The organism is Pseudovibrio sp. Tun.PSC04-5.I4 (assembly GCF_900104145.1).
In the GTDB taxonomy this organism is placed as follows: Bacteria; Pseudomonadota; Alphaproteobacteria; order Rhizobiales; family Stappiaceae; genus Pseudovibrio.
On record NZ_FNLB01000006.1, the window covers coordinates 3,646,882 to 3,672,512 of the forward strand.

Annotated in this window: 25 protein-coding genes and 1 other RNA gene; 18 read left to right on the plus strand and 8 right to left on the minus strand. The window is 51.3% G+C overall.

The features are described 5' to 3' along the window. Window positions 1–171: 171 nt before the first annotated feature. The 5 genes from BLS62_RS22265 to tkt all read right to left on the minus strand — a co-directional run bounded on the left by BLS62_RS22265 (window position 172) and on the right by tkt (window position 6,823). Window positions 172–1,257, minus strand: a complete 1,086-nt coding sequence (locus BLS62_RS22265) for a tetratricopeptide repeat protein (protein WP_208991032.1) — start codon at window positions 1,255–1,257, stop codon at window positions 172–174. Between the two features lie 4 nt (window positions 1,258–1,261). Next, window positions 1,262–1,903, minus strand: a complete 642-nt coding sequence (locus BLS62_RS22270; protein WP_093186223.1) for a thiamine phosphate synthase — start codon at window positions 1,901–1,903, stop codon at window positions 1,262–1,264. 420 nt (window positions 1,904–2,323) lie between these two features. Continuing rightward, the gene (locus BLS62_RS22275) at window positions 2,324–3,514 is read right to left on the minus strand and encodes a phosphoglycerate kinase (protein ID WP_093186228.1); all 1,191 of its coding nucleotides are present in this window, start codon (window positions 3,512–3,514) and stop codon (window positions 2,324–2,326) included. 186 nt (window positions 3,515–3,700) lie between these two features. After that, window positions 3,701–4,708, minus strand: a complete 1,008-nt coding sequence (gap, locus tag BLS62_RS22280; protein WP_093189430.1) for a type I glyceraldehyde-3-phosphate dehydrogenase — start codon at window positions 4,706–4,708, stop codon at window positions 3,701–3,703. A gap of 120 nt (window positions 4,709–4,828) precedes the next feature. Next, entirely contained in the window at window positions 4,829–6,823 is a 1,995-nt protein-coding gene (gene tkt, locus BLS62_RS22285) for a transketolase (protein WP_093186234.1), read from the minus strand. A 570-nt stretch (window positions 6,824–7,393) separates the two neighbouring features. Between tkt and BLS62_RS22290 the strand changes: the two genes are divergently transcribed. The 6 genes from BLS62_RS22290 (at window position 7,394) to BLS62_RS22315 (ending at window position 11,070) form a co-directional block, all read left to right on the plus strand. Continuing rightward, on the plus strand, window positions 7,394–7,675 hold the full coding sequence (locus BLS62_RS22290) for a DUF4164 domain-containing protein (protein ID WP_208991033.1): 282 nt from the start codon (window positions 7,394–7,396) through the stop codon (window positions 7,673–7,675). A gap of 5 nt (window positions 7,676–7,680) precedes the next feature. Next, on the plus strand, window positions 7,681–8,109 hold the full coding sequence (zapA, locus tag BLS62_RS22295; RefSeq protein WP_093186243.1) for a cell division protein ZapA: 429 nt from the start codon (window positions 7,681–7,683) through the stop codon (window positions 8,107–8,109). A 215-nt stretch (window positions 8,110–8,324) separates the two neighbouring features. Continuing rightward, a non-coding RNA gene (gene ssrS / locus BLS62_RS22300) (6S RNA) lies at window positions 8,325–8,482 on the plus strand. A 69-nt stretch (window positions 8,483–8,551) separates the two neighbouring features. Then, complete coding sequence (locus tag BLS62_RS22305) at window positions 8,552–9,145, plus strand: 5-formyltetrahydrofolate cyclo-ligase (protein WP_093186247.1); 594 nt, start codon at window positions 8,552–8,554, stop codon at window positions 9,143–9,145. Between the two features lie 116 nt (window positions 9,146–9,261). Next, window positions 9,262–10,104 (plus strand): TIGR00282 family metallophosphoesterase, encoded by an 843-nt coding sequence (locus tag BLS62_RS22310; protein WP_093186251.1) that lies wholly within the window; start codon window positions 9,262–9,264, stop codon window positions 10,102–10,104. A 222-nt stretch (window positions 10,105–10,326) separates the two neighbouring features. Further along, window positions 10,327–11,070 (plus strand): YebC/PmpR family DNA-binding transcriptional regulator, encoded by a 744-nt coding sequence (locus tag BLS62_RS22315; protein WP_093186255.1) that lies wholly within the window; start codon window positions 10,327–10,329, stop codon window positions 11,068–11,070. Window positions 11,071–11,284: 214 nt separating this feature from the next. Here BLS62_RS22315 and BLS62_RS22320 read toward each other — a convergent pair whose 3' ends face one another. The 3 genes from BLS62_RS22320 to BLS62_RS22330 form a co-directional block, all read right to left on the minus strand. Then, complete coding sequence (locus tag BLS62_RS22320; RefSeq protein ID WP_093186260.1) at window positions 11,285–11,782, minus strand: Lrp/AsnC family transcriptional regulator; 498 nt, start codon at window positions 11,780–11,782, stop codon at window positions 11,285–11,287. Window positions 11,783–11,922: 140 nt separating this feature from the next. Beyond that, window positions 11,923–12,684 (minus strand): sulfite exporter TauE/SafE family protein, encoded by a 762-nt coding sequence (locus tag BLS62_RS22325; RefSeq protein ID WP_208991035.1) that lies wholly within the window; start codon window positions 12,682–12,684, stop codon window positions 11,923–11,925. A gap of 151 nt (window positions 12,685–12,835) precedes the next feature. After that, on the minus strand, window positions 12,836–13,591 hold the full coding sequence (locus BLS62_RS22330) for a sulfite exporter TauE/SafE family protein (protein WP_093186266.1): 756 nt from the start codon (window positions 13,589–13,591) through the stop codon (window positions 12,836–12,838). A 123-nt stretch (window positions 13,592–13,714) separates the two neighbouring features. Between BLS62_RS22330 and ruvC the strand changes: the two genes are divergently transcribed. The 12 genes from ruvC to ftsH all read left to right on the plus strand — a co-directional run bounded on the left by ruvC (window position 13,715) and on the right by ftsH (window position 25,580). Further along, window positions 13,715–14,236: a crossover junction endodeoxyribonuclease RuvC gene (gene ruvC / locus BLS62_RS22335; RefSeq protein WP_093186271.1), complete on the plus strand. Its 522-nt coding sequence runs from the start codon at window positions 13,715–13,717 to the stop codon at window positions 14,234–14,236. Further along, the gene (gene ruvA / locus BLS62_RS22340) at window positions 14,233–14,847 is read left to right on the plus strand and encodes a Holliday junction branch migration protein RuvA (protein WP_093186276.1); all 615 of its coding nucleotides are present in this window, start codon (window positions 14,233–14,235) and stop codon (window positions 14,845–14,847) included. Before ruvC ends, ruvA begins: the two co-directional genes overlap by 4 nt. Next, a complete protein-coding gene (ruvB, locus tag BLS62_RS22345; protein WP_093186279.1) occupies window positions 14,847–15,893 on the plus strand; it encodes a Holliday junction branch migration DNA helicase RuvB in 1,047 nt (348 codons plus the stop codon). Before ruvA ends, ruvB begins: the two co-directional genes overlap by 1 nt. Window positions 15,894–15,902: 9 nt before the next feature. Further along, window positions 15,903–16,373 carry a tol-pal system-associated acyl-CoA thioesterase gene (gene ybgC, locus BLS62_RS22350; protein WP_093186283.1) on the plus strand — a complete coding sequence of 157 codons (471 nt, stop codon included), beginning with the start codon at window positions 15,903–15,905 and terminating at the stop codon, window positions 16,371–16,373. A gap of 237 nt (window positions 16,374–16,610) precedes the next feature. After that, the gene (gene tolQ / locus BLS62_RS22355) at window positions 16,611–17,396 is read left to right on the plus strand and encodes a protein TolQ (protein ID WP_093186288.1); all 786 of its coding nucleotides are present in this window, start codon (window positions 16,611–16,613) and stop codon (window positions 17,394–17,396) included. 3 nt (window positions 17,397–17,399) lie between these two features. Further along, a complete protein-coding gene (gene tolR, locus BLS62_RS22360) occupies window positions 17,400–17,858 on the plus strand; it encodes a protein TolR (protein ID WP_093186293.1) in 459 nt (152 codons plus the stop codon). Window positions 17,859–17,864: 6 nt separating this feature from the next. Then, window positions 17,865–18,803: a cell envelope biogenesis protein TolA gene (locus BLS62_RS22365; protein ID WP_093186297.1), complete on the plus strand. Its 939-nt coding sequence runs from the start codon at window positions 17,865–17,867 to the stop codon at window positions 18,801–18,803. Window positions 18,804–18,882: 79 nt separating this feature from the next. Beyond that, window positions 18,883–20,196, plus strand: a complete 1,314-nt coding sequence (tolB, locus tag BLS62_RS22370) for a Tol-Pal system beta propeller repeat protein TolB (protein WP_208991236.1) — start codon at window positions 18,883–18,885, stop codon at window positions 20,194–20,196. A gap of 141 nt (window positions 20,197–20,337) precedes the next feature. Continuing rightward, a complete protein-coding gene (gene pal / locus BLS62_RS22375) occupies window positions 20,338–20,817 on the plus strand; it encodes a peptidoglycan-associated lipoprotein Pal (RefSeq protein WP_093186305.1) in 480 nt (159 codons plus the stop codon). A 380-nt stretch (window positions 20,818–21,197) separates the two neighbouring features. Beyond that, a complete protein-coding gene (gene ybgF, locus BLS62_RS22385) occupies window positions 21,198–22,079 on the plus strand; it encodes a tol-pal system protein YbgF (protein WP_093186313.1) in 882 nt (293 codons plus the stop codon). Next, window positions 22,063–23,388: a tRNA lysidine(34) synthetase TilS gene (tilS, locus tag BLS62_RS22390; protein WP_159436561.1), complete on the plus strand. Its 1,326-nt coding sequence runs from the start codon at window positions 22,063–22,065 to the stop codon at window positions 23,386–23,388. Before ybgF ends, tilS begins: the two co-directional genes overlap by 17 nt. Before the next feature lie 269 nt (window positions 23,389–23,657). Next, window positions 23,658–25,580, plus strand: a complete 1,923-nt coding sequence (gene ftsH, locus BLS62_RS22395; protein WP_093186320.1) for an ATP-dependent zinc metalloprotease FtsH — start codon at window positions 23,658–23,660, stop codon at window positions 25,578–25,580. The last annotated feature ends 51 nt before the right edge of the window (window positions 25,581–25,631 follow it).

Consider the following 25,631-nt stretch of genomic DNA (forward strand, 5'->3'; position numbering starts at 1 on the left):
TAGTAGAGGCTGGCACGGATTGGCGCAGAGCCGAGAATAGCAGCCTGTCTTGCGGTCTGTGCAACATAATTCCACGCGCATTTCAAGGAAAAAGAGCGCTCAGTGTGTCTCTATCTTCTTTCGCCCATGTTTCCACAAGCGCAATACCTATTTCGCAAGATATTTGGTGCTTTATTCTTGCGCCCTCAGAACTGGCACAGCTCCAATTTTTGATCCGATTTCCGCAGCGCGTTTGCTGGCCATCTCCTGGTGTTCTAGCGAAAGTGACTTGGAGAGGCCATCAAGCTCACTGTCCAGAATGCCCATACGACTTGCGTGGAACTGCCATGCTGAGGCTTCGATCAGATTGATTGGGCGACCTCTGCCATTGGCATAGATGCGCGCGAGGCGGTTCATGGCGATTGGGTTGCCTTTGGCTGCGGCACGCTCAAACCAGTCGGCGGCTTCTCGCTCGTTTGGTACGACACCTTCGCCCTTAAAGAGCAAGGTTGCGTAGTAGATTTGAGCTGGCACGACGCCGCGGCGGGCGGAGCGACCCATCCAGAAGGCTGCGCGGAGAATATCGCGGACTTCTTCCGGGCCTTCCTTCAGGTAGATACCAAGCTCAAGCATCGCGTCGGCATCGTCCGTTTCAGCAGCGCGTTCCAACAATGACTTGATGATCTTTGGGTCATTGGGACGGACCTTGCCTTCCTGATGCAGGAGAGCGAGGTTATAGAGCGCTTCTGGGATGTTAGCGGTTGCAGCGCGTTCCAGCTGGTCGGCAGCTTTCTGCTTTTCAGCATCGGACCCATTGCCTGCCAGATAGAGAAGACCGAGGCGAAGAGCGGCTTGCAGGTCACCATCTTTTGCGGCGAGTTCGTACCAGCTTGTGGCCAGTGCCAGATCCTGCGGGACGCCCTTTCCGGTTTCATACAGGACACCAAGCAGGGTTTTGGAACTGGTGATGCCTGCCTCTGCCTGCCGTGTTGCCAGAGCGAGGGCGGTTAAGTACCAACCCCGCTGAAAGGCGCCGTATGCCGGATCTCCAACAATGGTCTGCGGTGTGGGGCCGTTGGGCGTAATCACCGGAGCTTGTGTCAGAGGAGAGGGCAGGAGAGGGGTGCCGCTTGGATTGTAGGGGTCCAGCGGGCTTGCTCTACGAGATGTGTCGGTTCTATCAATCGCATTCGTTTGCGCAACAACAGCGCCTTGGAATCCAAGGAGAACGATGCTGGAGACAAAAGCTGTTAGCTTGATAGAACGCAACAATTTCAAGAGATTAACCCTCTGATTCTGACAGTGTGTGTGTTGAAAGGATCGCATTTGCCTGTTCAACTGCAGCTTTCGGGCCTTCTGGATGGTTCCAGACAGCTTCCCGAACTGCAACAAACTCAGCACCGGTTTTTGCGGCTGTGTCAACTGAGGAAAGAGCGGTCCCGGCTAAGACAACGCATGGAGTTTCGAACACTTCTGACCACCAGATACCGAAATCCAGTGATTTGCGGTGTGGCTCTTCTTCCTGTTCCAGCGCAAGGAAACCAAAGAACATGTAGTCCACGCCCATGGTTGCGACTGTCATGGCTTCATGGCGGGTTTTTATGCCTGCATGACCGACGATCTTGTCGTCCTGAAAGCTTTCCGTGATGTTTTCCAGATCAGTATCTGAGCCAGTGACGTGGAGGCCATCAGCGCCGGAGCGGCCAACAATCTGCGTATTGTTTTCCACCATGACAGCAACATCGTGTGCCTGTGCGACGGGGACGAGACGCTTTGCAGCGGCCTGAAGTTCCACCTCATTTGCATCGGGCATGGTAATAAGCAAGCTTGCGACGTCGCCGCCTTCCAATGCTTGCTTGAGTTGCTCTTCGAACTGGTCGAGGTCAAAGGCTGGTGGGGTAACGAGGTACAGACGCGGATGCACTGAGTTTGCTCCTGGTAAAATTCCGATAATCGAAGATAGCTTTCGCGCAGTATAACCTACGTTAAGTCTCCGGCCCATTTATATGGATCCTACCATGCTCTTTCAAATTCTATTTGTGTTGCATGGTCTGATTTTCTTTGTGGTGCGCATGGTAAGCAGGTGATTGGCCCAATCAAACAAAACGCACTCTATTTCTAAACAGCGTCTTGATCTCTTTTTCAAGAGGCTGTGTCAATATCTAGGCGAAAGCGCGAATAAAACGAAAAGAGGGACCGATTAGGCCCCTCAATCCATATATTTCATCAAATTACTGATGATTTTAGAGCTTGATGCGTTCATGTACATTCACGCACCATGCTCTAAAAATTTCCTGCGCGTATCTTGATCCGAAAACCGGTAGCCACTTTTCGGAGATCCGCTTTAAGCTTTGAGTGCAACAACACCTGGAAGTTCTTTGCCTTCGAGCCACTCCAAGAATGCACCGCCAGCGGTGGAAACGTAGGAGAAGTCATCGGCTGCGCCAGCGTGGTTGAGGGCTGCTACGGTGTCACCACCGCCTGCAACTGTCTTCAGATCGCCGGATTTAGTGCGTGCTGCTGCATGCTGAGCTGCTGCAACTGTTGCCGTGTCGAATGGTGCAATTTCAAATGCGCCAAGAGGACCGTTCCATACGAGCGTTTTCGCGGCTTCGATCTTCTGTTTTACAACTTCGATGGTCGCTGCACCAACGTCGAGCATCATTGCATCTGCTGGGATAGCATCGAGAGCAACGGTCTCATTCTTGGTGTTTGCTGCAAATTCCCATGCAACAACAGCATCTGTTGGCAGAACGATTTCACAGTTTGCTTTTTCTGCAGCAACCATGATGCGGTTTGCTGTGTCAGCGAGGTCATGTTCGCACAGGGATTTGCCAACATTGACGCCTTGCGCAGCAAGGAAGGTGTTTGCCATGCCGCCGCCGATGACCAGAATGTCCACTTTGGACACGAGGTTTTCGAGCAGGTCGATCTTGGAGGAAACCTTTGCGCCACCAACAACGGCCAGAACCGGACGTTCTGGCGTAGTCAGAGCTGCGCTGAGTGCTTCCAGTTCAACCTGCATCGTGCGGCCAGCGTAGGATGGAAGTAGCTTGGTGATGCCTTCGGTGGACCCGTGTGCGCGGTGCGCTGCGGAGAACGCATCGTTTACGAACAGATCACCGTTTGCAGCGAGCGTTTTTGCGAATTCAGGATCGTTCTTTTCTTCGCCAGCGTAAAAGCGGGTGTTTTCCAGCAGAAGAACATCGCCGTTTGCCATTGAATCGATAGCGACCTTAGCGATGTCGCCGGTGCAGTCAGATGCGAACGCTACTGGTTTGCCGAGCAGGTCTGCAACCGGGCCAGCAACGGGTGCCAGGCTCATGTCTGCAACAACTTTGCCTTTTGGACGGCCAAAGTGAGCGAGAAGGATGACTTTGCCGCCAGCCTCGGAGATTTCGCGGATGGTTGGCAGGACACGCTCGATGCGAGTGCTATCGGTGATTTTACCGTCTGCCATGGGTACGTTGAGGTCTACGCGGACCAGAACACGTTTGCCGGAAAGGTCGGCGTCGTCGAGGGTTTTAAAAGGCATGAAAATCTCCGGAGTTTCCGTGTGCGACCTTAAATTGGTCTGCATTCTTACAGAAAATCTTAGCGGAGCTCTGGACTAAATCGGGAGGTAAAACTGAGCTACCAACAGGAGCTGCATTTTTAGATTTAACCACTCCGCACAGGTATATGTGAGAAAAAAGGGCCGCTTTTCAGCGGCCCCTTTAAATTAGATGAGCTCTGCCATCGCGACAGCGGTATCTGCCATGCGGTTGGAGAAGCCCCATTCGTTGTCGTACCAAGTAAGGATACGAACCATTGTGCCTTCCATGACCTTAGTCTGGTCCATGTGGAAGATAGAAGAGTGTGGGTCGTGGTTGAAGTCTGAAGAAACGTTAGGCACTTCGGTGTAGCCCAGAACGCCCTTCAGGTTGCCATCAGCCGCTGCTTTGATTGCTGCGTTGATTTCTTCAACTGTAGTTGCTTTCTTCGCAATGAAGGTAAGATCGACAACAGACACGTTTGGAGTAGGAACGCGGATTGCGACGCCGTCCAGTTTGCCAGCCAGCTCAGGCAGTACCAGGCCAACAGCCTTAGCAGCACCAGTGGAGGTTGGGATCATGGACAGAGCAGCAGCGCGACCGCGGTACATGTCTTTGTGCATTGTATCGAGAGTAGGCTGATCACCAGTGTAAGAATGCACGGTGGTCATGAAGCCTTTTTCGATGCCAACAGTTTTGTCCAGGATTGAAACAACCGGAGCAAGACAGTTGGTGGTGCAAGATGCGTTGGAAACAACAAGATCTTCAGCAGTCAGTGACTCGTGGTTTACACCGAATACGATTGTCTTGTCAGCGCCAGCTGCAGGAGCAGATACGAGAACGCGTTTCGCGCCAGCTTCCAGGTGCAGAGCAGCTTTTTCTTTTGTTGCGAAAATGCCGGTGCATTCCATTGCAATGTCGATGCCGAGCTCGCCCCAAGGAAGATCCTTAGGATCGCGGATCGCAGTAACCTTGATTGGACCACGACCAACGTCGATTGTGTCACCGTCAACAGTTACTGTTGCAGGGAAACGACCGTGCACTGAGTCAAAACGCAACAGGTGTGCGTTTGTTTCTACCGGGCCGAGATCGTTGATGGCTACAACTTCGATGTCGGTGCGACCAGATTCGATGATTGCACGAAGAACATTACGACCAATACGGCCAAAGCCGTTGATGGCTACCTTGACTGCCATTTTAAAAACCTCTTTCGGTACAGCGTTTTTAACGCCCGATTTTGTTTGTGCCAGCTCTTGCCGGCCGCCCTTTTGCAAGGCGCCTGACTTTATTGAGACAGACGCCTGCGCACATCAGCTTTAGGCTTTATCACCAAGGCGCTTTTCAGCCTCTTGGACTACTGCGGTGGCAGTAATCCCGAAATGCTCATAGAGCTCTTTGTAAGGGGCGGAGGCCCCGAAACCAGTCATACCTACAAATCCACCATCAGAACCGACAAAACGGTCCCAACCCATGCGGACGCCCGCTTCCACCGCGATTTTGACTGCACTACCACCAATGATGGCATTCTTGTATGCGTCAGATTGTTGCTCAAAGAGCTCAAAGCTAGGAACTGAGACCACGCGAGTGGCGATTCCTTTGCCGTCGAGTTCCTTTTTCGCGTCCACTGCGATCTCAACTTCAGAGCCGGATGCAAACAGTGTAACGGCGGCTTCTTCTTCACAGTCCGCGATGATGTATGCGCCGCGTGCACATAGGTTTTCGCTTTCGTAGTGAGGACGAAGGGACCGCAGGTTCTGACGAGTCAGAGCCAAAACGCTTGGGTTATCAGAGGCTTTCATCGCCAGCTGCCAGCATTCCAATGTCTCTGTAATGTCCGCAGGGCGGAAGAATAGGAGATCTGGAATACAACGTAGAGCGGCATAATGCTCAACTGGCTGGTGCGTAGGACCATCTTCGCCCAAACCGATGGAGTCATGGGTCATCACATGGATAACGCGTTGCTTCATCAGAGCTGCCAGACGCAAAGCCGGACGGCAGTAATCGGAGAAGATCAGGAAGCCACCTGAGTAGGGGATAACTCCACCATGCAGTGCCATGCCGTTCATTGCAGAAGCCATTCCGTGTTCACGGATGCCCCAGTGAATGAAGCGACCGGAGAAATCTTCCGGCGTGATGGACGCTGTATGTTCGGTGTTGGTGTTGTTTGAACCGGTCAGATCAGCAGAACCTGCGATGGTTTCTGGTACTGCACCGTTGATGACTTTCAGAACAGCCTGGGACGCCTTACGGGTCGCCGTGGTTGGCTGAGTGTCAGCAAGTTCTTTTTTGTAGGTGTCGATTGCAGCATCAAAACCGGCTGGGAGGTCGCCACGGTTTCTGCGTTCGAATTCGCCGCGTGTTTCTGCATCTGCATTGTTGAAGCGTTGCTCCCACTCTTTACGAGCGTTTGCGGAGCGAAGGCCAGCAATGCGCCATGCATCAAGAACGTCGCTAGGAACTTCGAACGGCTCGTTTGGCCAGTTCAGCTGTTCGCGCGTTGCTGCAATTTCTTCAGCGCCGAGCGGTGCACCATGTACTTTGTTGGTGCCAGCTTTGTTTGGTGAGCCAAAACCGATTGTGGTTTTTGCTGCGATCATGGTTGGGCGATCGCTCTTGCGCGCTTCGGTCAGCGCAGCTTCAATCGCCTCAGCATCATGACCATCGATCTGGATGGTGTTCCAGCCAGATGCTTCAAAGCGAGCGACCTGGTTTGTGGAATCAGAAAGGCTAACGGACCCATCAATGGTGATGCCGTTGTCGTCCCAGATCAGAATGAGTTTTTTGAGCTTCAGGTGGCCTGCCAGGGAAAGTGATTCCTGGGAGATGCCTTCCATCAGACAGCCGTCGCCAGCAAGAACGTAGGTGTAGTGGTTTACCAAGTCTTTGCCGAAGCGCTCTTCTTGAAGGCGCTCTGCGATTGCCATGCCTACAGCGTTGCCGAGGCCCTGACCAAGAGGTCCGGTTGTGGTTTCAATACCAGCACCATGACCAAATTCAGGGTGACCACAGGTACGTGAGCCAAGCTGACGGAACTTCTGAAGTTGCTCGTTCGTGAAATCTTCGTAGCCAAGCAAATAGAGCGTGGAGTACAGCAGCATGGAACCATGCCCTGCTGAAAGCACGAAGCGATCTCGATCAGCCCATTTCGGCGATTTCGGGTCGAACTTCAAAAACTTGGAAAACAGGACAGTTGCGATGTCGGCGGCACCCATCGGAAGTCCAGGGTGTCCAGAGTTTGCTTTTTCAACGGCATCCATTGAAAGAAAGCGTATCGCATTTGCCATGCGAGTGTGCTTTTCGAGATCGGTCATCTTATTCCCGCTGTCGCCCCGGCTGGGCAGCCGGATATTAACATTGCTCGTGTGGTTCCGATGACGGTTGCCAGAAGTCTTTGCCCCAGACTTTTGCGATGTGGCAGGTGTCTACGAACGTATAACGAAAGGAGACATAGCAGGTCATTCTGTTGAGTCAATGAAATGGAACTCGTCTGAAGCTGTTTATTGCGTAAGTTGAGCGCATTTGTTTTTTGAATAGCATTTGTCAACATTAGTTATGCTGCTAGCCAGACATAAATGAGGGAATATGCTTAGCGTGAAAAGCTGATTCATTAGTATTTTATAGATGCCACTCTTGGTTCTTGCGCTCAAATATTGCGCCGAGCAAATTCATGATATGCTCCTGTTTGCAATGTCGGTAATCACTGATAAATGAGATGGTTCTGGCGCATTCCTCAGATATGATGTGAATAAACGTCGACGATTCCATTGAGTTGATGGATAATTGCCGTCTGCTTCCCTAGACGAAGCAGGAGAGAGTTACAGTCTGTTTGACGACGACAGATGTTTTGCGAGTACGGATACAGGTAGATGTCAGAGGTGAAGATGGCTAGTGGGCAAGATCTAGATAAGGCGCTGGATCGTATTACTGCCTCCATCACGAAGCTTGAGGGAGCGCTTCACCGTGGAATGTCCCGTGACCGGTCTATTAATGCGTTGGAGAACGATCTTCAAAGAATTGGAGAGGATCGGACGCAACTTGCTTCAAAGCTGGATCAAGCTGAAGCACGAGGCTCGCGCCTTGAAGATGTTAACAAAGATGTTTCCCGCCGCCTTGTTGCTGCCATGGAATCTATTCGTACTGTTCTCGACGGACAGGGGAGCTAAGATCAATGGCGCAAATAACGGTAGAAATTAATGATCGCAGCTTCCGTATGGCCTGTGACGACGGTGAGGAAGACAGGTTACTCGGCCTTGCTCAGCGTTTTGATGACAATATCAACAGTCTTAGGGACAATTTCGGAGAAATTGGTGACCAACGCCTGACGGTTATGGCCGGCATAATGGTGACGGACCAATTGGCTGAGAAAGAACGAAAGCTGAAAGCAGCTGAAGCTCGTATTGAAGAACTCAGTAAAGCAGAAGCCTCTGTCGAAGAACGTCTGGCAGCGCAGGAAACGCGCTTTAAGAACCGCATGGATGCTTTGGAAGAAGAATATGAGGCCAAAGAAGCGAAGATTGTTGCTCGTCTTTTGGCCAGTGCGGAAAAAATTGAACAGCTCAGCCATGATTTGGATAATGAGTTGGTTGAAGAAGACTAGAGTAAATCTCTCCAAATTCTAATTGTGTCGCGCAGTTTTCCTCTTTCCCCCTCGCTCCTGCTCCTGACCATATGAGGAGTGTTTTCGTTTTTGGAACATACTTTCGGAAGTCGCAGGGGCGCTTTTTGCGGAGCTTGAAGCTTCTTACAATATAATGTGAGGGCTTTAGCTTGCAGGGCTGGTAATTTGGTCCAGCCTCGCCTATATCAGCCAGTGCGTCGCTGCGCGGTTCGTGAGGAGTGTCACATCCCCGGGCCTTACGTTTTCCTAAGGGAGCTGTACCTGTTCTAGCTCGTGGGCTAGAGCACACGGCGCCCACCTACATAGTAGGTTTCCGGGATTACAAACACTCTGACGGCCGAGGCGGCACGCACTTCTTGTTTTGCGATTTACTCGCCAATGAAACATAATAGCCACTGATTTCGTTGGAATGAGGTGTGCGTTGACTTCCCAAAATACCGAAAATGCAGCATTTAAGCTGGCAAAGGCCGAAGTCCGACAGGCTGGCCTTACAGCTCGTGGTAGCCTTTCCCCTGTTGAACGCATTGAGCACTCTCTTAGCATCGCTGAATTTATGCGTGATTTAGAGGTGGAACCGGGATCAATGGTTGCCGGATTCTGGCCTATTCGAGATGAAGTTGACCCGCGCCCGTTGATGGACGCGCTTTTGCAGCAGGGGTGCTCTCTTTGTCTGCCTGTGGTGAAGGGCGATGATCTTGTTTTCCGCCGTTTGGAAAAAGGCGCGGAGATGGAGCCTGCTGGATTTGGAAGCATGGCTCCGGGAGCAGGTGCTGACGTGGTGAACCCGAATGTGGTTCTGGTTCCGCTTTCCGCTTTTGATGGGCATTGCAACCGGATCGGCTATGGAAAAGGGTTCTACGACCGCGCGTTGAACGGGCTCGAAAAACTCACTAATCTCACCGCGATTGGGGTTGCATTTGCTGCCCAAGAGGTAGAAGAGGTTCCCATGGAACCACATGATCGTAAATTGGACGGAATCCTGACGGAACGTGGACTTCTGATAGCTAAAAATTAGAGCAACCTGCATTTTATCCGGTTTGGACAGGTTGCTTTAAAATTTGTTTTATACGCGTATTCTTTCTCCGAAAACCGGAGGCACTTTTGGGGAATACGTTCTAAAAGGGTATATAAATGCAGCTGCTGTTTCTTGGAGATCTTGTAGGGCGTGCAGGCCGAAATGCGGTCATCGATAAGTTGCCTAAACTTGTTGAAGATAACCAACTTGATTTCGTTGTGGTGAACGGCGAAAACTCAGCAGCAGGCTTTGGTATAACCGAAGAGATTTTGCAGGATGTGATTGATGCAGGCGCAGATGTTGTTACCACGGGTAACCACATTTGGGATCAGCGCGACACGCTTGTTTATATCGAACGTCAGGACCAACTTTTACGCCCTGCCAACTATCCAGCTGGAACACCGGGTAAAGGGGCTAACCTTTACCGCGCCAGAAACGGCGCTGAGGTGCTGGTGGTGAATGTGATGGGTCGTGTCTACATGGACGCGCTGGACTGTCCATTTGCAGCGATCGACAAGATTTTGGGTGACTGTCCGTTGGGGGCTATGGCTGATGCGATCATTATTGATATGCACGCCGAGGCCACCAGTGAAAAGCAGGCGATGGGGCATTTTTGTGATGGCCGTGCATCGCTAGTTGTTGGCACACACACACACGTTCCAACCGCTGACCATCAGGTGCTTGTGAATGGTACGGCTTATCTTTCTGATGCTGGCATGTGCGGGGATTACGATTCTGTGCTTGGCATGGAGAAGGAAGAGCCTGTGAACCGCTTCCTGCGCAAAATGAACGGTGCTCGTTTTACACCTGCCATGGGCCCTGCGACGATTTGTGGTGTGGCTGTGGAAACAGATGACAGAACCGGCCTTGCCAAGAATGTTTCTCCGGTGCGTCTTGGTGGGCGTTTGTCGCAGATTATCCCTCCATTCTGGCCAACTGCGTATAGCGGCCAATCCTGATAAAAGCAGCTTTGAGCTACGAGATTGCATGCGAAGAATAAGTCCGTGTTAAAACAGGATGTTTCTTGCTCTGGATTTTGTAGCTCAGGCGGCTTATAAGCGTTCATCAATTCGCTCGACGTTTCACGACTGTCAGGGGTGAGCGCTGTCCAAGCTTTTCGCGGCTTAGTGAACGCTCCTTTGAGCTGAAATTATTGTTGTAAACACAAGCCGGGAAGATCTATGGCCGGACATTCAAAATTTAAAAACATCATGCACCGCAAGGGCCGTCAGGATGCTGTGCGGTCCAAGATGTTCTCCAAGCTCTCTAAAGAGATCACCGTTGCCGCCAAAATGGGTGACCCTGATCCGGATAAGAACCCGCGTTTGCGTCTGGCTGTCCAGAACGCAAAGGGTCAGTCCATGCCTAAGGACAACATCCAGCGCGCGATTAATAAATCGCAGCAGGGTGATGCTGCGGATTACGTCGAAATTCGCTATGAAGGCTACGGCCCGGGCGGCACAGCAATTATTGTTGAAGTGCTGACTGACAACCGTAACCGGTCTGCTGGCGCGGTTCGTTCTTACTTCACCAAATACGGTGGTGCTATGGGTGAAACCGGTTCGGTTTCCTTCATGTTCGATCGTGTTGGCGAGATCACCTATAAGCTGGACGTTGGCGATGCTGACAAGCTGATGGAAGCTGGTATCGAAGCCGGTGCTGAAGATGTTGTGACTGACGAAGAAACCCACACCATCATCTGCGCGTTTGAAGATCTTTCTGAGGTCTCCAAAGCTTTGGAAGCTGATCTGGGTGAAGCTGAGTCTGTTAACATGATCTGGAAGCCACAGAATCTGGTTCCGGTGAATGAAGACAAAGCTGGCACACTGATGAAGTTTATGGACATTATTGAAGAAGATGACGACGTGCAGAACGTCTACTCAAACTTTGATATTTCCGAGGAAGTTATGGCGAAGCTGGGTTAATTTCCGCTGTTGCTAATGAATTAAGGGCAGTGCGTTTGACGTGCTGCCCTTTTTGTTTGTGCATCTGATTTGTTTTTGCCTGAGTTTAATAGAGTCGGCGTCGAAGTTGCTGCTCATCGCTCAAAACAGCAACGTCCTTCGGACCCGAATTTCGGAGCCAATGAATATGGCTCAGTTCAGTGTTGGTATCGGCAAAAACAAGGATGTGCCGTGATCAATCGCTGTCTACGATTGATTCCAGGTGTTGAAGCGGGAGCGCGCCATTTGCTTTGAACGTGCGAATGGCAAAGTTGGACCGGACATCTTCAACACCGTCAAGCGTCATCAGGAAGTCAGAGAGGAACACATCGTAGGCTTCCAGTGACGGGACAACGACTTCTGCCAGAATGTCGGACTGACCGGAAACAAGGTGGCAGGAAACGACCTCTGACTGTGAGGTGACCCGATCAATGATTGCCATGATCTGGGCTTTGCTCTGTTTGCCGACGCGCATTTCTACAAAAACTGTCATGCCGAGGCCGACGGTTTTGCGGTTTACAGAGGCCTGATAGCCATTGATGACGCCGCTGTCTTCTAGGTTTTTAACGCGGCGCAGGCATGGGGACGGAGACAGGGCTACTTTCCCGGCCAGTTCCACATTGGTGAGGCGTCCGTCTTCCTGGAGATTCTTCAGGATCTCTAGGTCAATCTTGTCGAGCGATGATTTTGGCATAAAACTGTGTTTTTCTTTGGTATCTAGAGATATTGTTGCGGGAATCTAAGGGTTTTTGTTGGGATACGCAAGTTAGGTGGAGATACCTGTTTATTGGTTTCCTGTCTTTATTTGCTGAGTTTTTGTCATCTGCGGGTGGCTCATCTTAAAATCCCATCTAATATTGGCAAGCTTGTGATGGCGGCAACCAGAATGAGTGAATATGCAAGAGGGCGGTAGGATTTGCCGTTGGTGAGTGCAAAGCCTTTAGCGCCCACAAAGTTACAGATGAAGTATGCCGGACCGATGACAAGGGTCAGCTTGAAGAGCTCTTGCGTGATCAGACCATTTCCCCAGAACGCAAAAAATGAACCGATACTGGTAAAGAAAAAATAGGTGATGAGATTGGCGCGGATGATACTTATGGGAGCAGGGCCGGACATCCAATAGGTGATGACTGGAGGTCCTGCGAGCTGCGTCATGCCTCCAAGCAAGCCTGAAACAGCGCCGACCCCAAATGATATTCTTTTCTTTGGCGGTTTCGTATAGCGCCAGCCTGATATGAGAATACAGAGCAGCAAGAGGACAACGGCGGAGAGCACCCATCTCAGGTTCTGCGGATCTGAATGGGTAAGGACCCACGCACCAATGGAGACAGTAACGAATGCTCCAGCTGCTGCGGGCAGTACCGTTCTCCAATCACATATCTTGGAGGCGGATGCTGCCATAGGAATAGATATAAGCCCGTCGATGAGCATTAGGGATGCTGCGGCCAATTTGGGGGCGATAATTGAGGAGGCAATGGGCATGTAAACCATTGCTGCTCCAAAACCGCAAAAGCCACGGGTCAACCCGGCAAGCGCTACGGTTGCGCACACCATCAAAAGAGCCGTGGATTCGAGACCTGCGACGTCTGGGAGCATATATGCCTCTGCTGAGAATGAGTGGTTTAGGCTTCCGTGTTGAGCGGACTATAAGTTACGAAGGTGCCTTCCTCCAAACGAGATAGCTCTCTGAATTGCCGAGAATTTCTCAATTACCTTGATCTGTTGCCGAGTGACTTAGGGGTACGCTCTAGAGATTATGGAAAATCGGCAGGGAAATGATCACGGCGAGGAAAATAATGACTTTTGCAGCCCACTTGAAATAATGAGGCGGTGCTTTGCCGGAAACTTTGGCTCCGAATAATAGACACCCCAGGTAGATTGGAGCTGTGATGATTAGAATCGGGATGAGTGCTTTGGTGAACAGGCCATTGTAAGCATAGGAAGCGTAGGCGGAGACATCTGCGAGGGCAATAAACACGATCATGTTTGCACGTATGATGAGGTGAGGCTGTGGGCCTGTTGCCCAGAGCGTATAGATGGGGATGGCTGGCATCTGGCTAAAACCGCCAAGTAGTCCTGATATGGTGCCAACTCCAATGTTGAGGGAAGGGCCTGGTTCGTTGGGGTACGTCCAATTCGAGAGCAGGATCGCCAACAGGGTGAGCACAACACCGGTTATTGCCCAGTGCAATGCCAGTGCTGGCGCGTTGGCCAATATCCATGCACCGGCTGGGACCGCCAGAACAGCGCCTGTAGCTGCGGGGACAACACTTTTCCAGCGGCATATCTTTGCAGCCGGGAAGACCAGCGGCAGAGCCACAATGGTATCCAGAATCAAAAGCGTAGCAGCGGCCAGTTTGGGGCCGATTACAAAAGCGGCGAGTGGAATCCACACCATGCCAGAGCCGAATCCTGCAAATCCTCGCATCAACCCAGCCAGAAAAATCGCTACAGCAACCAGTGCCAACTGTTGAGGAGAGTGGATGGAGAATAGTTCAATCATGGAGGGTCCTGACCTGCGGACTACGCAGGAACGAGTGGATTACTCCCGAATTCTGGCGGATTAAGCGATTGGTTTTCGTTACCGGCTAGCGCCCTTGAAGATTTTTCGTTACCGGTTTGTTCTATGGATCATTCAATTCGAATCATGGGCGTTGACCCCGGTCTCAGGAACACTGGCTGGGGCATTATTGATGCCAAAGGCAATCGCATCAGCTTTATTGCAAGTGGGACGATACAGTCCAACAGTAAGTACTCTCTCGCAGAGCGACTCAAGCAGCTGTATGTTGGCTTGCAAGATGTGATTGAGCGTTATGATCCGACAGAGGCTGCTGTTGAGAATACGTTTGTGAACAAGGATGCAGGCGCTACGCTTAAGCTGGGACAGGCGAGGGGTATCGCTCTTCTTGTGCCATCCCTGCATAATCTGGTTGTTTCTGAGTACGCACCGAACCTTGTGAAGAAAACTGTTGTTGGCACCGGACATGCTGATAAAGATCAGATTCGCATGATGGTAAAGGTGTTGATGCCCAAGGCGACGTTTAATTCTGATGATGCTGCGGATGCATTGGCTATTGGAATTTGTCACAGCCACCATAGGGGCAGTATAACAGGCCGTCTGGCCGCAGCGGAGGCTCGTTTGAAATGATCGGGAAACTCAAAGGTGTTGTCGATAGTTACGGAGATGACTTCGTGCTGTTGGATGTGCAGGGTGTTTGTTATCAGGTTCATTGCCCATCACGGGTGTTGCAGCAGTTGCCTCGCGTTGGGGAAGCGGCCGTGCTTGCCATTGAGACGATGGTGCGTGAGGACATGATCAGGCTCTTCGGTTTTTCCGAGGATTCTGAGCGTGAATGGTTCCGCCTGTTGATGACTGTACAGGGTGTTGGTGCGAAGGTTGCTCTGGGCATTCTTGGTATTATGAAAGCCTCTGAAGTGGCAAATGCCATTGCGCTGGGCGACAAAACCGCTGTGACACGTGCTCCCGGTGTTGGCAAACGTGTTGCAGAGCGAATTGTTTCTGAGCTGAAATCCAAAGCACCCGCGTTTGCATCTGTTGAGGGGGACACAATCGCAGTTTCCCAGTCTGTGCAGGAAAATGCAGCGGCACGTTCGGTTTCTGATGCGGTGTCTGCTCTGTCCAATCTTGGGTATCAACCAGCACAGGCTGCGGCTGCCATCGCAGCGGCAATGAAGAGCGCGGGCGAGGATGCTCCAGCGGAAAAACTAATTCGCCTTGGCCTTAAGGAACTTATGTAATGGACACGGGCGAGGAACGTATCATCACACCGGAAATTCGGGGTGATGAGATTGACAGTGGCACACGCCCGCAAACATTGGATGAGTTTACCGGGCAAGCGCAGGCTCGTGAGAACCTGAAGGTTTTCATTGGAGCGGCGAAAGCGCGGGGTGAAGCACTGGACCATGTGTTGTTTGTTGGTCCTCCCGGCCTTGGCAAGACGACACTTGCACAGATTATGGCCCGTGAACTTGGCGTGAATTTCCGCGCAACGTCTGGTCCGGTGATTGCAAAAGCAGGTGACCTTGCTGCGTTGCTGACCAATCTTGAGGACCGGGATGTTCTGTTTATCGATGAGATCCACCGCCTCAATCCAGCTGTTGAAGAAATTCTCTATCCCGCCATGGAAGATTATCAGCTTGATCTGATCATCGGGGAGGGGCCTGCTGCGCGATCTGTGAAGATTGATCTGGCGAAGTTTACGTTGATTGCTGCGACCACCCGTATAGGCTTGTTGACTACACCGCTGCGTGATCGCTTTGGTATTCCGGTTCGGCTGGAGTTTTATACGGCTGCGGAATTAGAGCTGATTGTAAAACGCGGGGCGCGGCTGCTGGGCGTTGGTATAAGTGATGCGGGCGCTACTGAAATCGCAAAACGGTCTCGTGGGACACCGCGTATCGCCGGACGTTTATTGCGCCGTGTGCGTGATTTTGCGATTGTGGCGGGTGATGCAGAGATCGATACTGCTCTTGCCGACCGGGCTTTGCGGCAGCTGGAAGTAGACAGCGCCGGATTCGATAGTCTTGATCGGCGCTATCTGACGCAGATTGCTCTGAACTTTGGCGGCGGCCCTGTCGGGATTGAAACCATCGCAGCAGCGCTTTCTGAACCCCGAGATGCCATTGAAGAGATTGTGGAGCCGTATCTGATTCAGAACGGCTACCTGCAACGCACTCCGCGTGGGCGAATCCTGACGCCTGTTGCCTTCAAACACCTTGGTTTGGCTGTGCCGAATAACCCTAATGCACCTCAGATGGCCCTTTTTCAACACGATGAAGAATGATCTGAAGCGATGAACAAAATAAATAATGAGAAAAATTGGCCCGATCTGTCTGGCCGTATTGTTGGCCGGCAGCACATTTTGCCGGTGCGTGTTTATTATGAGGACACGGATTTTTCTGGCGTTGTCTATCACGCGTCCTATCTGAAATTTATGGAACGCGGGCGGACAGAAGTGCTGCGGATGCGCGGGGTGCATCACCACGAGTTTGACTCTGGTAAGTACGGAGAACGTCTTGCATTTGCTGTTCGGCATATGGATATCGACTTTTTAAAGCCTGCGCGAATCGACGATGTGCTTGAAGTTCATACGGATATTACTGAGTGCAAGGGTGTGCGGTTGATAATTGAGCAGCGAGTTTTGCGTGGTGCTGAAGTTTTAATTGCTGCGAAAGTGACGGTTGTTGCCATCTCGGCAGAAGGCAAACCGCGCAGACTTCCTAAGGCTCTTATGGCGCAGATGTATGGGGAAGACCCCCAGTAAAACCTCGCCAAAATTCACTAATATCCATTCAATGTAAACGGGACCCCGAGCCTTTTAATCCTTCAGTAACCTTAAACATGTCTTTTCATTTATGCCTTCAATGCTGGTCGCAGTCGAAGTTTCGCCTAATTCGACAGGCAGGAAGGCTGCTAAATGTTTAATAGATCGGTTGTGTTCGTGGCAGGGGTTCTACCATGAGCTGGTCTTTGGGTTATCAGGGCAAGAGGTCCTTACTACATGAACTCTAAGGTAATGAAACTCGTTGTGGCCATGAGTGCAGCGCTGGCAAGCACTTTGCCAATGGCAGCAGTCGCCCAAGGCGTGCAATCAGTAGAATTGGGAGCCGCACCAGGCTCTGGTTTGTCCTATATTTCGCTTTTTATGGAAGCGGATATCGTTGTAAAAGTCGTGATGATCGGTCTGATGGGTGCTTCGGTTTGGAGTTGGGCGATCATCTTTGACAAGATCGTCCTTTACATGCGGTCTCGCCGTCAGATGAGTCGGTTTGAGAATGCGTTCTGGTCCGGCCAGTCTTTGGAAGAGCTTTACAAATCCCTCTCCTCTCGTGCGAACAACGGCATGTCTGCTTTGTTTGTTGCGGCGATGCGAGAGTGGAAACGCTCTCATGAAGGGGACCGTCCAGCCATTGCCAGCCTTCAGCAGCGTATTGACCGGGTCATGGACCTGACAATTTCGCGCGAAGTTGAGCGATTGGAAAAGCGCCTTTTGTTCCTCGCGACCATTGGGAGTGCGGCTCCGTTTATCGGTTTGTTTGGGACTGTTTGGGGCATCATGAATGCCTTTACCTCCATTGCAGCTTCCAAGAACACCAGTCTTGCTGTTGTTGCTCCGGGCATTGCAGAGGCACTGTTTGCAACGGGGCTTGGTCTTATCGCGGCTATTCCAGCGGTTATCGCCTACAATAAACTGCAGAGTGACTCCGGTAAGCTTACGGCTCGGATGGAGGGTTTTGCGGATGAATTTTCTGCCATCCTTTCCCGCCGAATTGATGAGCGAGGATAAACCATGGGCATGAGCAGTGGAGCAGCTGGTGGAGGTGGACGCTCAGGCGGCAGACGTGGTCGTCGCAGGCAGTCACACGCCCCAATGAGCGAAATCAACGTGACACCGATGGTGGATGTGATGCTGGTGTTGCTGATCATCTTTATGGTGGCAGCTCCTTTGCTAACCGTTGGCGTTCCTATTGATTTGCCTGAAACCCGCGCGAAAGCGATGGAGGGCGACACTGAGCCGATAGCGATTTCCGTAAAATCCGACGGCAAGGTGTACATTCAGGATACTGAGATCGCCGTTGATGAACTGATCGCAAAACTCGGTGCTATTGCAGAAAATGGCTACGACGAGCGCATTTACGTGCGCGGAGATCAGGATGCTGATTATGGGATCATTATGAAAGTTATGGGCCAGATCAATGCTGCTGGATACAAGCGCATTGGGCTCGTTACTCTCGAGGAGCAGGGTTAACCGGGAATGCGTGCAGGTCTTATCGCATCGCTAGTTGTACACATCGTCATCCTCGTTGCCGGAGCGCTTTCGCTTAACTTTGGCAAGGAACTGACCACTGCGCCTGTGGATTCACTGCCTGTGGACCTGATTCCTGTGAGCGAGCTGACCAAGCTTCAGCTGGGTAGCAAAGATGCGAAAGAAATCAAAGAAGCGGCTTTGAAACCGACAACCAAGCCTGCAGAAAAGCCAGAGCCGGAAAAGAAGACCGGTGAAGCTAAGAAAGAAGTGAAGAAGGTTCAGGACGCGAAAAAGGAAGTGCGACAGGCTGAAAATACACCGCCGCCGCCTCCACCACCACCTCCTGCTGAATCTGAACCTGCTCCAAAAGAGCCGCCAAAGGAAAAGGCGCCTTCTGAAACTGCAGAGCTAGGGCCTGAAATTGACAAGACTGAAAAGCCAAAGCCGCTTGTGAAGGTTCGTCCGCGTACCAAACCAAAGGCTCCGGCTCGTCCGAAAAAGCCGAAAAAAGAAGAGCCGAAAAAAGATCCAGTCAAGAGCCGGACGGCTTTCCTGAATAAAATCAATTCGGCGGTGAGTGGAACTGCGAAGTCCACAAAACCTGTTTCGCTCGGGTCTGAGCGTGGAGAAACCAACGTGAAGATGAGCCAGTCTGAACTGGATGCACTTCGTTCTCAGGTTGCTCAGTGCTGGAACCCACCGGTGGGTGCCGCTGGTGCGCAAGATTTGACAGTCCGTTTGCAATTCAATCTGAGCCGAACTGGTGAAGTTGAGGGGCAGACGCAAGTTCTGAACTCAAGCAATAACCCGGCATTTCGTGCAGCTGCCAGCAGTGCAGAACGCGCGGTGTTCCGCTGCGGTCCGTATTCTCTTCCAGTTGCAAAATACGATGCCTGGAAAACCGTTATCTTGAATTTTGATCCTCGCGACATGCTTGGATACTAGGTATTGAGATTGAAAGGAGCTGAGGTCGATGTCCTTTGCGATACGACTTAACCCAATGCGTACAATAGGGATCAAGCAGATGTGGTGCCGTGCGTGCCGTGTCGTTGCTGGAGCCCTTGCTGTTGCTATAATTTCTCAACCTGCTTTTGCGCTGATTGAACTCGATATCACTCAGGGTAATGTTGAGCCTATGCCGGTTGCAATTTCCCCCTTTGCTGGCTCCGGCTTGCAGGAAGATGTTGCGGGGCAGATTTCATCTGTTGTTGCTGCTGATTTGAAGCGCTCTGGATTGTTCAAACCGATCGATCCTACGGCCCACATTCAGCAAGGGATGAACGTTGGCACTATGCCGCGATTTGGCGACTGGAGAACCATTGGCTCGCAAGCTTTGGTGACTGGTTCTATCGCGCAGCAGGCGAACGGACAGATCCGTGCTGAATTTCGTTTGTGGGATGTGTTTGCCGGCCAACAGTTGATTGGGCAGCAGTTCTTCACCACTCCTGAAAACTGGCGCCGTTTGGCTCACATCATCTCTGATGCGATTTATCAGCGTTTGACCGGCGAAAAGGGCTACTTTGATACCCGCGTTGTCTTTATTGACGAAAGCGGACCGAAGGATGCCCGCCGGAAACGTCTTGCGATTATGGATCAGGATGGAGCTAACGTTCGGTATTTGACACGTGGCGATGATCTTGTTCTGACACCTCGGTTCTCTCCTGTTTCTCAGGAAGTGACCTACATGTCTTATGTGGGCGGAAATCCGCAGGTTTATCTGTTCAATATTGAAACTGGACAACGCGAAGTTCTTGGCAATTTCCCGGGTATGACCTTTGCGCCGCGTTTCACTCCTGACGGCCAGAAGGTCATCATGAGTTTGCAGCAAGGCAGCAATGCAAACCTTTATCTTATGGATGTGCGGACACGTCGGACCACGCGCCTGACCAACACAGCAGCGATTGATACCAGCCCGTCTTTCTCCCCTGACAGTCGTCAGATTGTGTTTGAAAGTGACCGTGGCGGTTCTCAGCAGCTTTATGTGATGGGAGCTGATGGCAGCAATGCGACCCGTATTTCGTTCGGACCGGGACAATATTCAACGCCGGTCTGGTCTCCACGCGGAGATTTGATTGCCTTTACCAAGGTGCATCAGGGCCGGTTTATGATTGGCGTGATGCGGCCTGATGGCAAGGGCGAGCGTATCCTCACTGAGGGCTATCACAACGAGGGACCAGCTTGGTCTCCCAATGGACGTGTGCTGACTTTCTTCCGAGACACCCCTGGTGAAACGGGTGGGCCTCAGGTCTGGACTGTGGATTTGACTGGGTATAATGAGCAGTTGGTACAAACGCCAAACTTTGCTTCTGATCCCGCATGGTCACCTCTGCTTGAGTAACTTCATTGCAATGACCCTGATTTCTAGCAGGAAATCGGGGTCATTAGCACTTCATTAACCATTAAATTCAAGTTACCCTTAACCAAGTTGGTCTAGGGGTTTTTTTAACCCTCGGGGTTTGAGGGACAGGAGATTCTACAAATGTCAAAGACGCTGTTCGCGCGCGGAGCGCGTTTCGCCGCTGTGGTGGGTGTGTGCCTCGTTGCTGCAGCTTGTTCGCAAACACGCCCTGAACTTACTGCCAATAGTTCTGTTGTTGCTGGCTCCGGTCAGGACTTCGTTGTGAATGTTGGGGATCGTGTATTCTTCCTCAACAACCAGAGCTCTATTGATGGTGCTTCTCGTGGGGTTTTGGACAAGCAGGCTCGATGGCTGCAAAGCTACGGAAAATACTCTATTACAATCGAAGGTCACGCTGATGAACGTGGAACTCGCCAGTACAACATTGCGCTGGGTGCCCGTCGTGCTTCTGCTGTCCGTGAATACCTTGTTGCGAAAGGCATTAGCCCAACTCGCATCAAAACAATCTCCTACGGCAAAGAGCGGCCGATCGCTGTTTGTAATGCAAATTCTTGTTGGAGCCAGAACCGCCGTGCTGTGACCTTAATTTCTGGTCAGTAACTGGTTTTGAGACTGAAGCCTAAAAGAAAGGTTCTTCCACTTCGGAGGAACCTTTCTTGTTGAAACTCCTGCGAACTTGTAGGACAACAAAAAGAGCAGTTCTTTCGATAGAATGGGTGAACTGCTCTTCATTTATTTCCCTCAGGGTGGTTCCTTGCTTTGCAAGGATTATCAATGTGTTTTGGGGAATGCGCCGTAAAACGGTGTGCCGCTCTTTGCGGCCTGTGAGCGTATCGAAGAGTTGGACACACTCAATAAGCATGGGAGAAGCCGCAAATAGGAACGAAACACTGGTTGTGTGCCCTATTTTCGTCTTTTCCTATTGCCACTAAATGGAATAATTCGCCCTGACACCCGAAGGATGTCCAAGGAGATATTTGATGGCTCTTTACCGCCGTATTGCAACAAGCCTTATTGTTCTTGCGATTGCAACCTCTACTAGTTTACCTGCGTCTGCGCAGCTCTTCGGGTCGTCAAAAAATGATGAATCCGCACAAAATACAGCTCGCCTAGGTCAACTGGAGGAGCAGATCCGTCTGCTTACAGGGAAGGTGGAAGAGCTCAATTACAAACTTCGATTGACTGAAGACCAGCTGCGCCGCTCTCAGGAAGATGTTGAGTACCGTCTTCAGCAGATTGAGACTCCGGGTCAAAAACCACGTGTTGTTCCAGCTCCTACCTTGCAGCAGCCATCGACAAATGTGACACCGGGCCGGACGCAGCAGCTTTCAACGCTGAATACGCCAACGCAGGGCACTAACAGCGGCCCGTTGGATCTTTCTCAGATTGCACGAGGAAATGCTGCTCCCACAACGGCCGGGGTTGCAACGGCAGGATCCCTGCAATTCTCCGGTAACGTGCAGGAGATCATCAGTGGTGATCCGCAAAAAGATTACAACGCGATTTATGGCCTGATGGTGAGCGGTAATTACCCTGCTGCTTCTGAAGGGTTTGATACGTTCCTCGGCATGTACCCCGACCACGAGTTGACTGCCAATGCGCAATACTGGTTGGGTGAAAGCAAGCTTGCGCAACGCCAGTATGAAAAAGCAGCACAAGCCTTCCTAAAAAGCTACACCGACTTTCCAGAGAGTGAATTGGCTCCAGAGAGCTTGCTGAAGTTGGGCACTGCGCTTACAGGTATGGGTAATGCCCCAGCTGCTTGTGAAACTTACGAGCAACTTCTCGCCAACTTCCAGTTTGCTGCACCGGCAGTGCTGGAACAGGCCAAGGTTCAACAAAAACGTGACAACTGCCTCTAATCAAATTGCCCTCTTTAGCTCTGACGAGCTCGCCGAGCTTTTTGGCGACTATAAGTCTTTCCGCCGGATCGCCATTGGTGTGTCCGGCGGTGCTGATTCTATGGCCCTGCTTTACCTGCTGAACCAGTGGTGTCGTGAGCGGGGTCGATCTGCACCTGAACTCTATGCCTTTACTGTCGATCATGGGATGAGGACTGAAGCTGCGCAGGAAGCTGTTGGTGTTGCCCAATATTGCACGCGCCTTGAAGTGCTTCATCAGACATTACAATGGGTGGGTGAAAAGCCGTCTTCCAATGTTCAGTCAGAAGCGCGTGAGGCGCGGCATGCTCTTTTGCGGGAGGCTGCCGAAGCGCAAGGTTGTAAAGCGTTGTTTTTGGCGCATCATTTGGAAGATCAGGCGGAAACATTCCTGACCCGGCTTGCGCGTGGGAGTGGAGTGTATGGCCTTGCTGGTATCCGCAAGCAGCGAGAGGTGGATGGCTTTTATATATGCCGTCCTTTGCTGGATATCAGTAAGACCCGGCTGAAGTTGACGCTTCATGCTGCAAACGTGCCGTGGTTTGAAGATCCATCGAATGATGATGAGAAATATACCCGCGTTAAGTTCCGCAAAGCCCAAGGCGAATTGAATGAACTTGGTCTGACATCTTCTAAGCTCGCCGATACGGCGCGACGGATGGCACGGGCTGCTGATGCCATCGACCAATGGGTTGATGAGGTCGCTGAGAAATCTTGCGCTTTCCATAGTGCAGGACCTGTGCGGTTCGACAGCTCCTGTTTGGAGTACGTGCCTGATGAAATAGGACTACGGCTGGTCGGGCGGCTTGTGCGCCATATCTCCGGAGCCCCATATGTGCCGCGTCTTGCCAAGCTTGAGGGGCTTTACGATGTTCTGAAAGCTGAGGGAGGTTCACGTGCAGCCACTCTTGGGGGCGTTCGTTTTACGCTTGCGAAACCGCACAGCGATTCAGTCTGGTTCTGTTTTCGGGAGGCCGGCCGGATTGGTTTGCCGGAGATAGATGTGAATCCGGGAGATGAAGGTGTTTGGGACAATCGGTGGCGTTATAAAGCGGCTCATTCCTGTCAGCGGTTCAGGATCACTTCTGTTCAAAAAGAGCTTTGTGGAGATTTTGACCGAGAAATTCCCGCAAACTGGCTGAAAACAGCATTTCTGACTGCACCGCTTATTGTTTTTGCAGACGGGGTATCCTACATGCCTTGGAAGAAGAGTGGTAGCGCTTCTGCTGATGTAGAAGCGAAACCGAAGACCTACGGAATTTCGATGATCCCAGTGAGCAGAACATTTTGAATAATTCTTAGTTTTGCTGGCGTTCTGTTAAATCTATGCATTTATGCTTTAGAAGAATGCAATTTGAGCGCTTAGGCTGGTACTGTCGGGGTTAACGGCCATCAATCCTGAATTTTCAGGGGTAACTGGTTAAATTCCGTTGGCCTTAAGAATACTGAGAAAGAATCTATGTCATTCTCAGGAAAACATAAAAGGCTCGTTAAAGCTGGCTATGATCTTGTCAATGGCATGTGCGTAGATCGCCGCCACCTTGCGGTAAAGGGATCAAAATGAATACCAATTTCCGGAACTTTGCCCTCTGGGTGATTATCGGTCTGTTGCTGATAGCGCTGTTCCAGCTCTTTCAGAACCCGACATCACGAAGCAACACCAATGAAATTGCTTACTCGCAATTCGTGAGCCAAGCCGAGCAAGGTGATGTTCGTGAGGTAACGATTCAAGAGCAGCAGATCTCCGGCAAGTATAGCAATGGTGGGACATTCCAGACCTATGCGCCGAAGGATGCCAAATACGTTGAAGTGTTGCAGAGCAAAGGTGTTCTGATCAACGCGAAACCCCCTTCTGAAAACTTCTCTCTCTTTGGAACTTTGATTTCTTGGCTGCCGATGCTGTTGATCCTTGGTATCTGGATCTTCGTCATGCGCCAGATGCAAGGCGGCGGTGGGAAAGCTATGGGCTTTGGTAAGTCCAAAGCTAAGCTTTTGACGGAGTCTTCTGGTCGCATCACTTTTGAAGATGTTGCTGGTATTGATGAAGCCAAGGAAGATCTCCAAGAGATTGTTGAGTTCTTGCAAGACCCGCAGAAATTCCAACGTCTTGGTGCGCGTATTCCGCGTGGCGTTCTGCTCGTTGGCCCTCCAGGTACTGGTAAGACGCTTACTGCACGTGCTGTTGCTGGCGAAGCAAATGCTCCATTCTTCACCATCTCCGGTTCTGACTTCGTAGAGATGTTTGTTGGTGTTGGTGCGTCTCGTGTCCGTGATATGTTCGAGCAGGCGAAAAAGAACTCACCGTGTATCATCTTTATCGATGAGATTGATGCTGTTGGTCGTCACCGTGGCGCAGGCCTTGGTGGGGGCAATGATGAGCGCGAACAGACCCTCAACCAGCTCCTTGTTGAGATGGATGGCTTTGAAGCCAATGAAGGCGTGATCATCATTGCAGCGACTAACCGTCCTGACGTTCTTGATCCAGCGCTTCTGCGTCCGGGCCGTTTTGACCGACAGATCGTTGTGCCGCTTCCAGATATCACAGGCCGTGAGAAAATCCTCAAAGTGCACATTCGTAAAGTGCCTTTGGCTCCGGATGTTAACGTGCACACACTTGCGCGCGGTACACCTGGCTTCTCCGGTGCTGACCTGATGAACCTTGTGAATGAGGCAGCGCTGCTTGCTGCACGCCGCACCAAACGTATGGTCACTATGGCCGAGTTTGAAGATGCTAAAGACAAGGTGATGATGGGTGCGGAACGTCGTACACTGGTCATGACCGAAGAAGAAAAGAAGCTTACCGCTTATCATGAAGCTGGTCATGCTCTTATAGCAATGCTGATGCCTGCTTCCGATCCGGTTCATAAGGCAACCATTATTCCTCGTGGCCGTGCCCTTGGTATGGTGATGCGTCTTCCGGAAAAAGATCAGGTTTCTCTCACCCGTGCGAAATGTAAAGCTGACCTTGCTGTTGCGATGGGTGGCCGTGTGGCTGAAGAGCTGATCTTCGGTTATGAAAAGGTTACCTCTGGTGCGTCTGGTGATATCCAGATGGCAACCAAGCTGGCGAAGGCTATGGCGACACAGTTCGGCATGTCCGATAAACTCGGTCCATTGCTTTACGGCGAAAATCAGGAAGAGGTTTTCCTCGGTCACTCTGTGGCGAAGAGCCAGAATGTTTCTGACGAAACTCAGAAAATGGTTGATGCTGAAATCAAGAGCTTCGTGAATCAGGGTTATGAGACTGCGAATAAACTTCTGAGAGAAAACGAAGATCAGCTTCATCTGATCGCTCAGGGTCTTTTGGAATATGAAACGCTCTCTGGTGATGAAATCCGTAAGATTCTCGATGGTGAGCAGCCGGTGCGCGATACAGGTGATGACAGCTCTTCAACACCACGTTCAACAGGTGTTCCATCTGCTGGTGGCAAAAAACACGGCGGAGAAACTCCAGACGGACTTAACCCACAACCACAAGGCTAATAATCGCCCTTGTTGAGTGTGTTTAATAAAGTTGAAATGCCCGGCTATTAA

Bases quoted from the DNA above. Each gene is read 5' to 3' on its own strand.
- ruvA (WP_093186276.1), top strand. From the start codon at position 14,233: ATGATCGGGAAACTCAAAGGTGTTGTCGATAGTTACGGAGATGACTTC.
- BLS62_RS22315 (WP_093186255.1), top strand. From the start codon at position 10,327: ATGGCCGGACATTCAAAATTTAAAAACATCATGCACCGCAAGGGCCGT.
- ybgF (WP_093186313.1), top strand. From the start codon at position 21,198: ATGGCTCTTTACCGCCGTATTGCAACAAGCCTTATTGTTCTTGCGATT.
- ybgC (WP_093186283.1), top strand. From the start codon at position 15,903: ATGAACAAAATAAATAATGAGAAAAATTGGCCCGATCTGTCTGGCCGT.
- gap (WP_093189430.1), bottom strand. From the start codon at position 4,708: ATGGCAGTCAAGGTAGCCATCAACGGCTTTGGCCGTATTGGTCGTAAT.
- ftsH (WP_093186320.1), top strand. From the start codon at position 23,658: ATGAATACCAATTTCCGGAACTTTGCCCTCTGGGTGATTATCGGTCTG.
- tolR (WP_093186293.1), top strand. From the start codon at position 17,400: ATGGGCATGAGCAGTGGAGCAGCTGGTGGAGGTGGACGCTCAGGCGGC.
- tolQ (WP_093186288.1), top strand. From the start codon at position 16,611: ATGAACTCTAAGGTAATGAAACTCGTTGTGGCCATGAGTGCAGCGCTG.
- BLS62_RS22325 (WP_208991035.1), bottom strand. From the start codon at position 12,684: ATGCTCCCAGACGTCGCAGGTCTCGAATCCACGGCTCTTTTGATGGTG.
- ruvC (WP_093186271.1), top strand. From the start codon at position 13,715: ATGGATCATTCAATTCGAATCATGGGCGTTGACCCCGGTCTCAGGAAC.
- BLS62_RS22310 (WP_093186251.1), top strand. From the start codon at position 9,262: ATGCAGCTGCTGTTTCTTGGAGATCTTGTAGGGCGTGCAGGCCGAAAT.
- ruvB (WP_093186279.1), top strand. From the start codon at position 14,847: ATGGACACGGGCGAGGAACGTATCATCACACCGGAAATTCGGGGTGAT.
- pal (WP_093186305.1), top strand. From the start codon at position 20,338: ATGTCAAAGACGCTGTTCGCGCGCGGAGCGCGTTTCGCCGCTGTGGTG.
- BLS62_RS22290 (WP_208991033.1), top strand. From the start codon at position 7,394: ATGGCTAGTGGGCAAGATCTAGATAAGGCGCTGGATCGTATTACTGCC.
- zapA (WP_093186243.1), top strand. From the start codon at position 7,681: ATGGCGCAAATAACGGTAGAAATTAATGATCGCAGCTTCCGTATGGCC.
- BLS62_RS22330 (WP_093186266.1), bottom strand. From the start codon at position 13,591: ATGATTGAACTATTCTCCATCCACTCTCCTCAACAGTTGGCACTGGTT.
- BLS62_RS22320 (WP_093186260.1), bottom strand. From the start codon at position 11,782: ATGCCAAAATCATCGCTCGACAAGATTGACCTAGAGATCCTGAAGAAT.
- tolB (WP_208991236.1), top strand. From the start codon at position 18,883: ATGTGGTGCCGTGCGTGCCGTGTCGTTGCTGGAGCCCTTGCTGTTGCT.
- BLS62_RS22365 (WP_093186297.1), top strand. From the start codon at position 17,865: ATGCGTGCAGGTCTTATCGCATCGCTAGTTGTACACATCGTCATCCTC.
- BLS62_RS22275 (WP_093186228.1), bottom strand. From the start codon at position 3,514: ATGCCTTTTAAAACCCTCGACGACGCCGACCTTTCCGGCAAACGTGTT.
- tkt (WP_093186234.1), bottom strand. From the start codon at position 6,823: ATGACCGATCTCGAAAAGCACACTCGCATGGCAAATGCGATACGCTTT.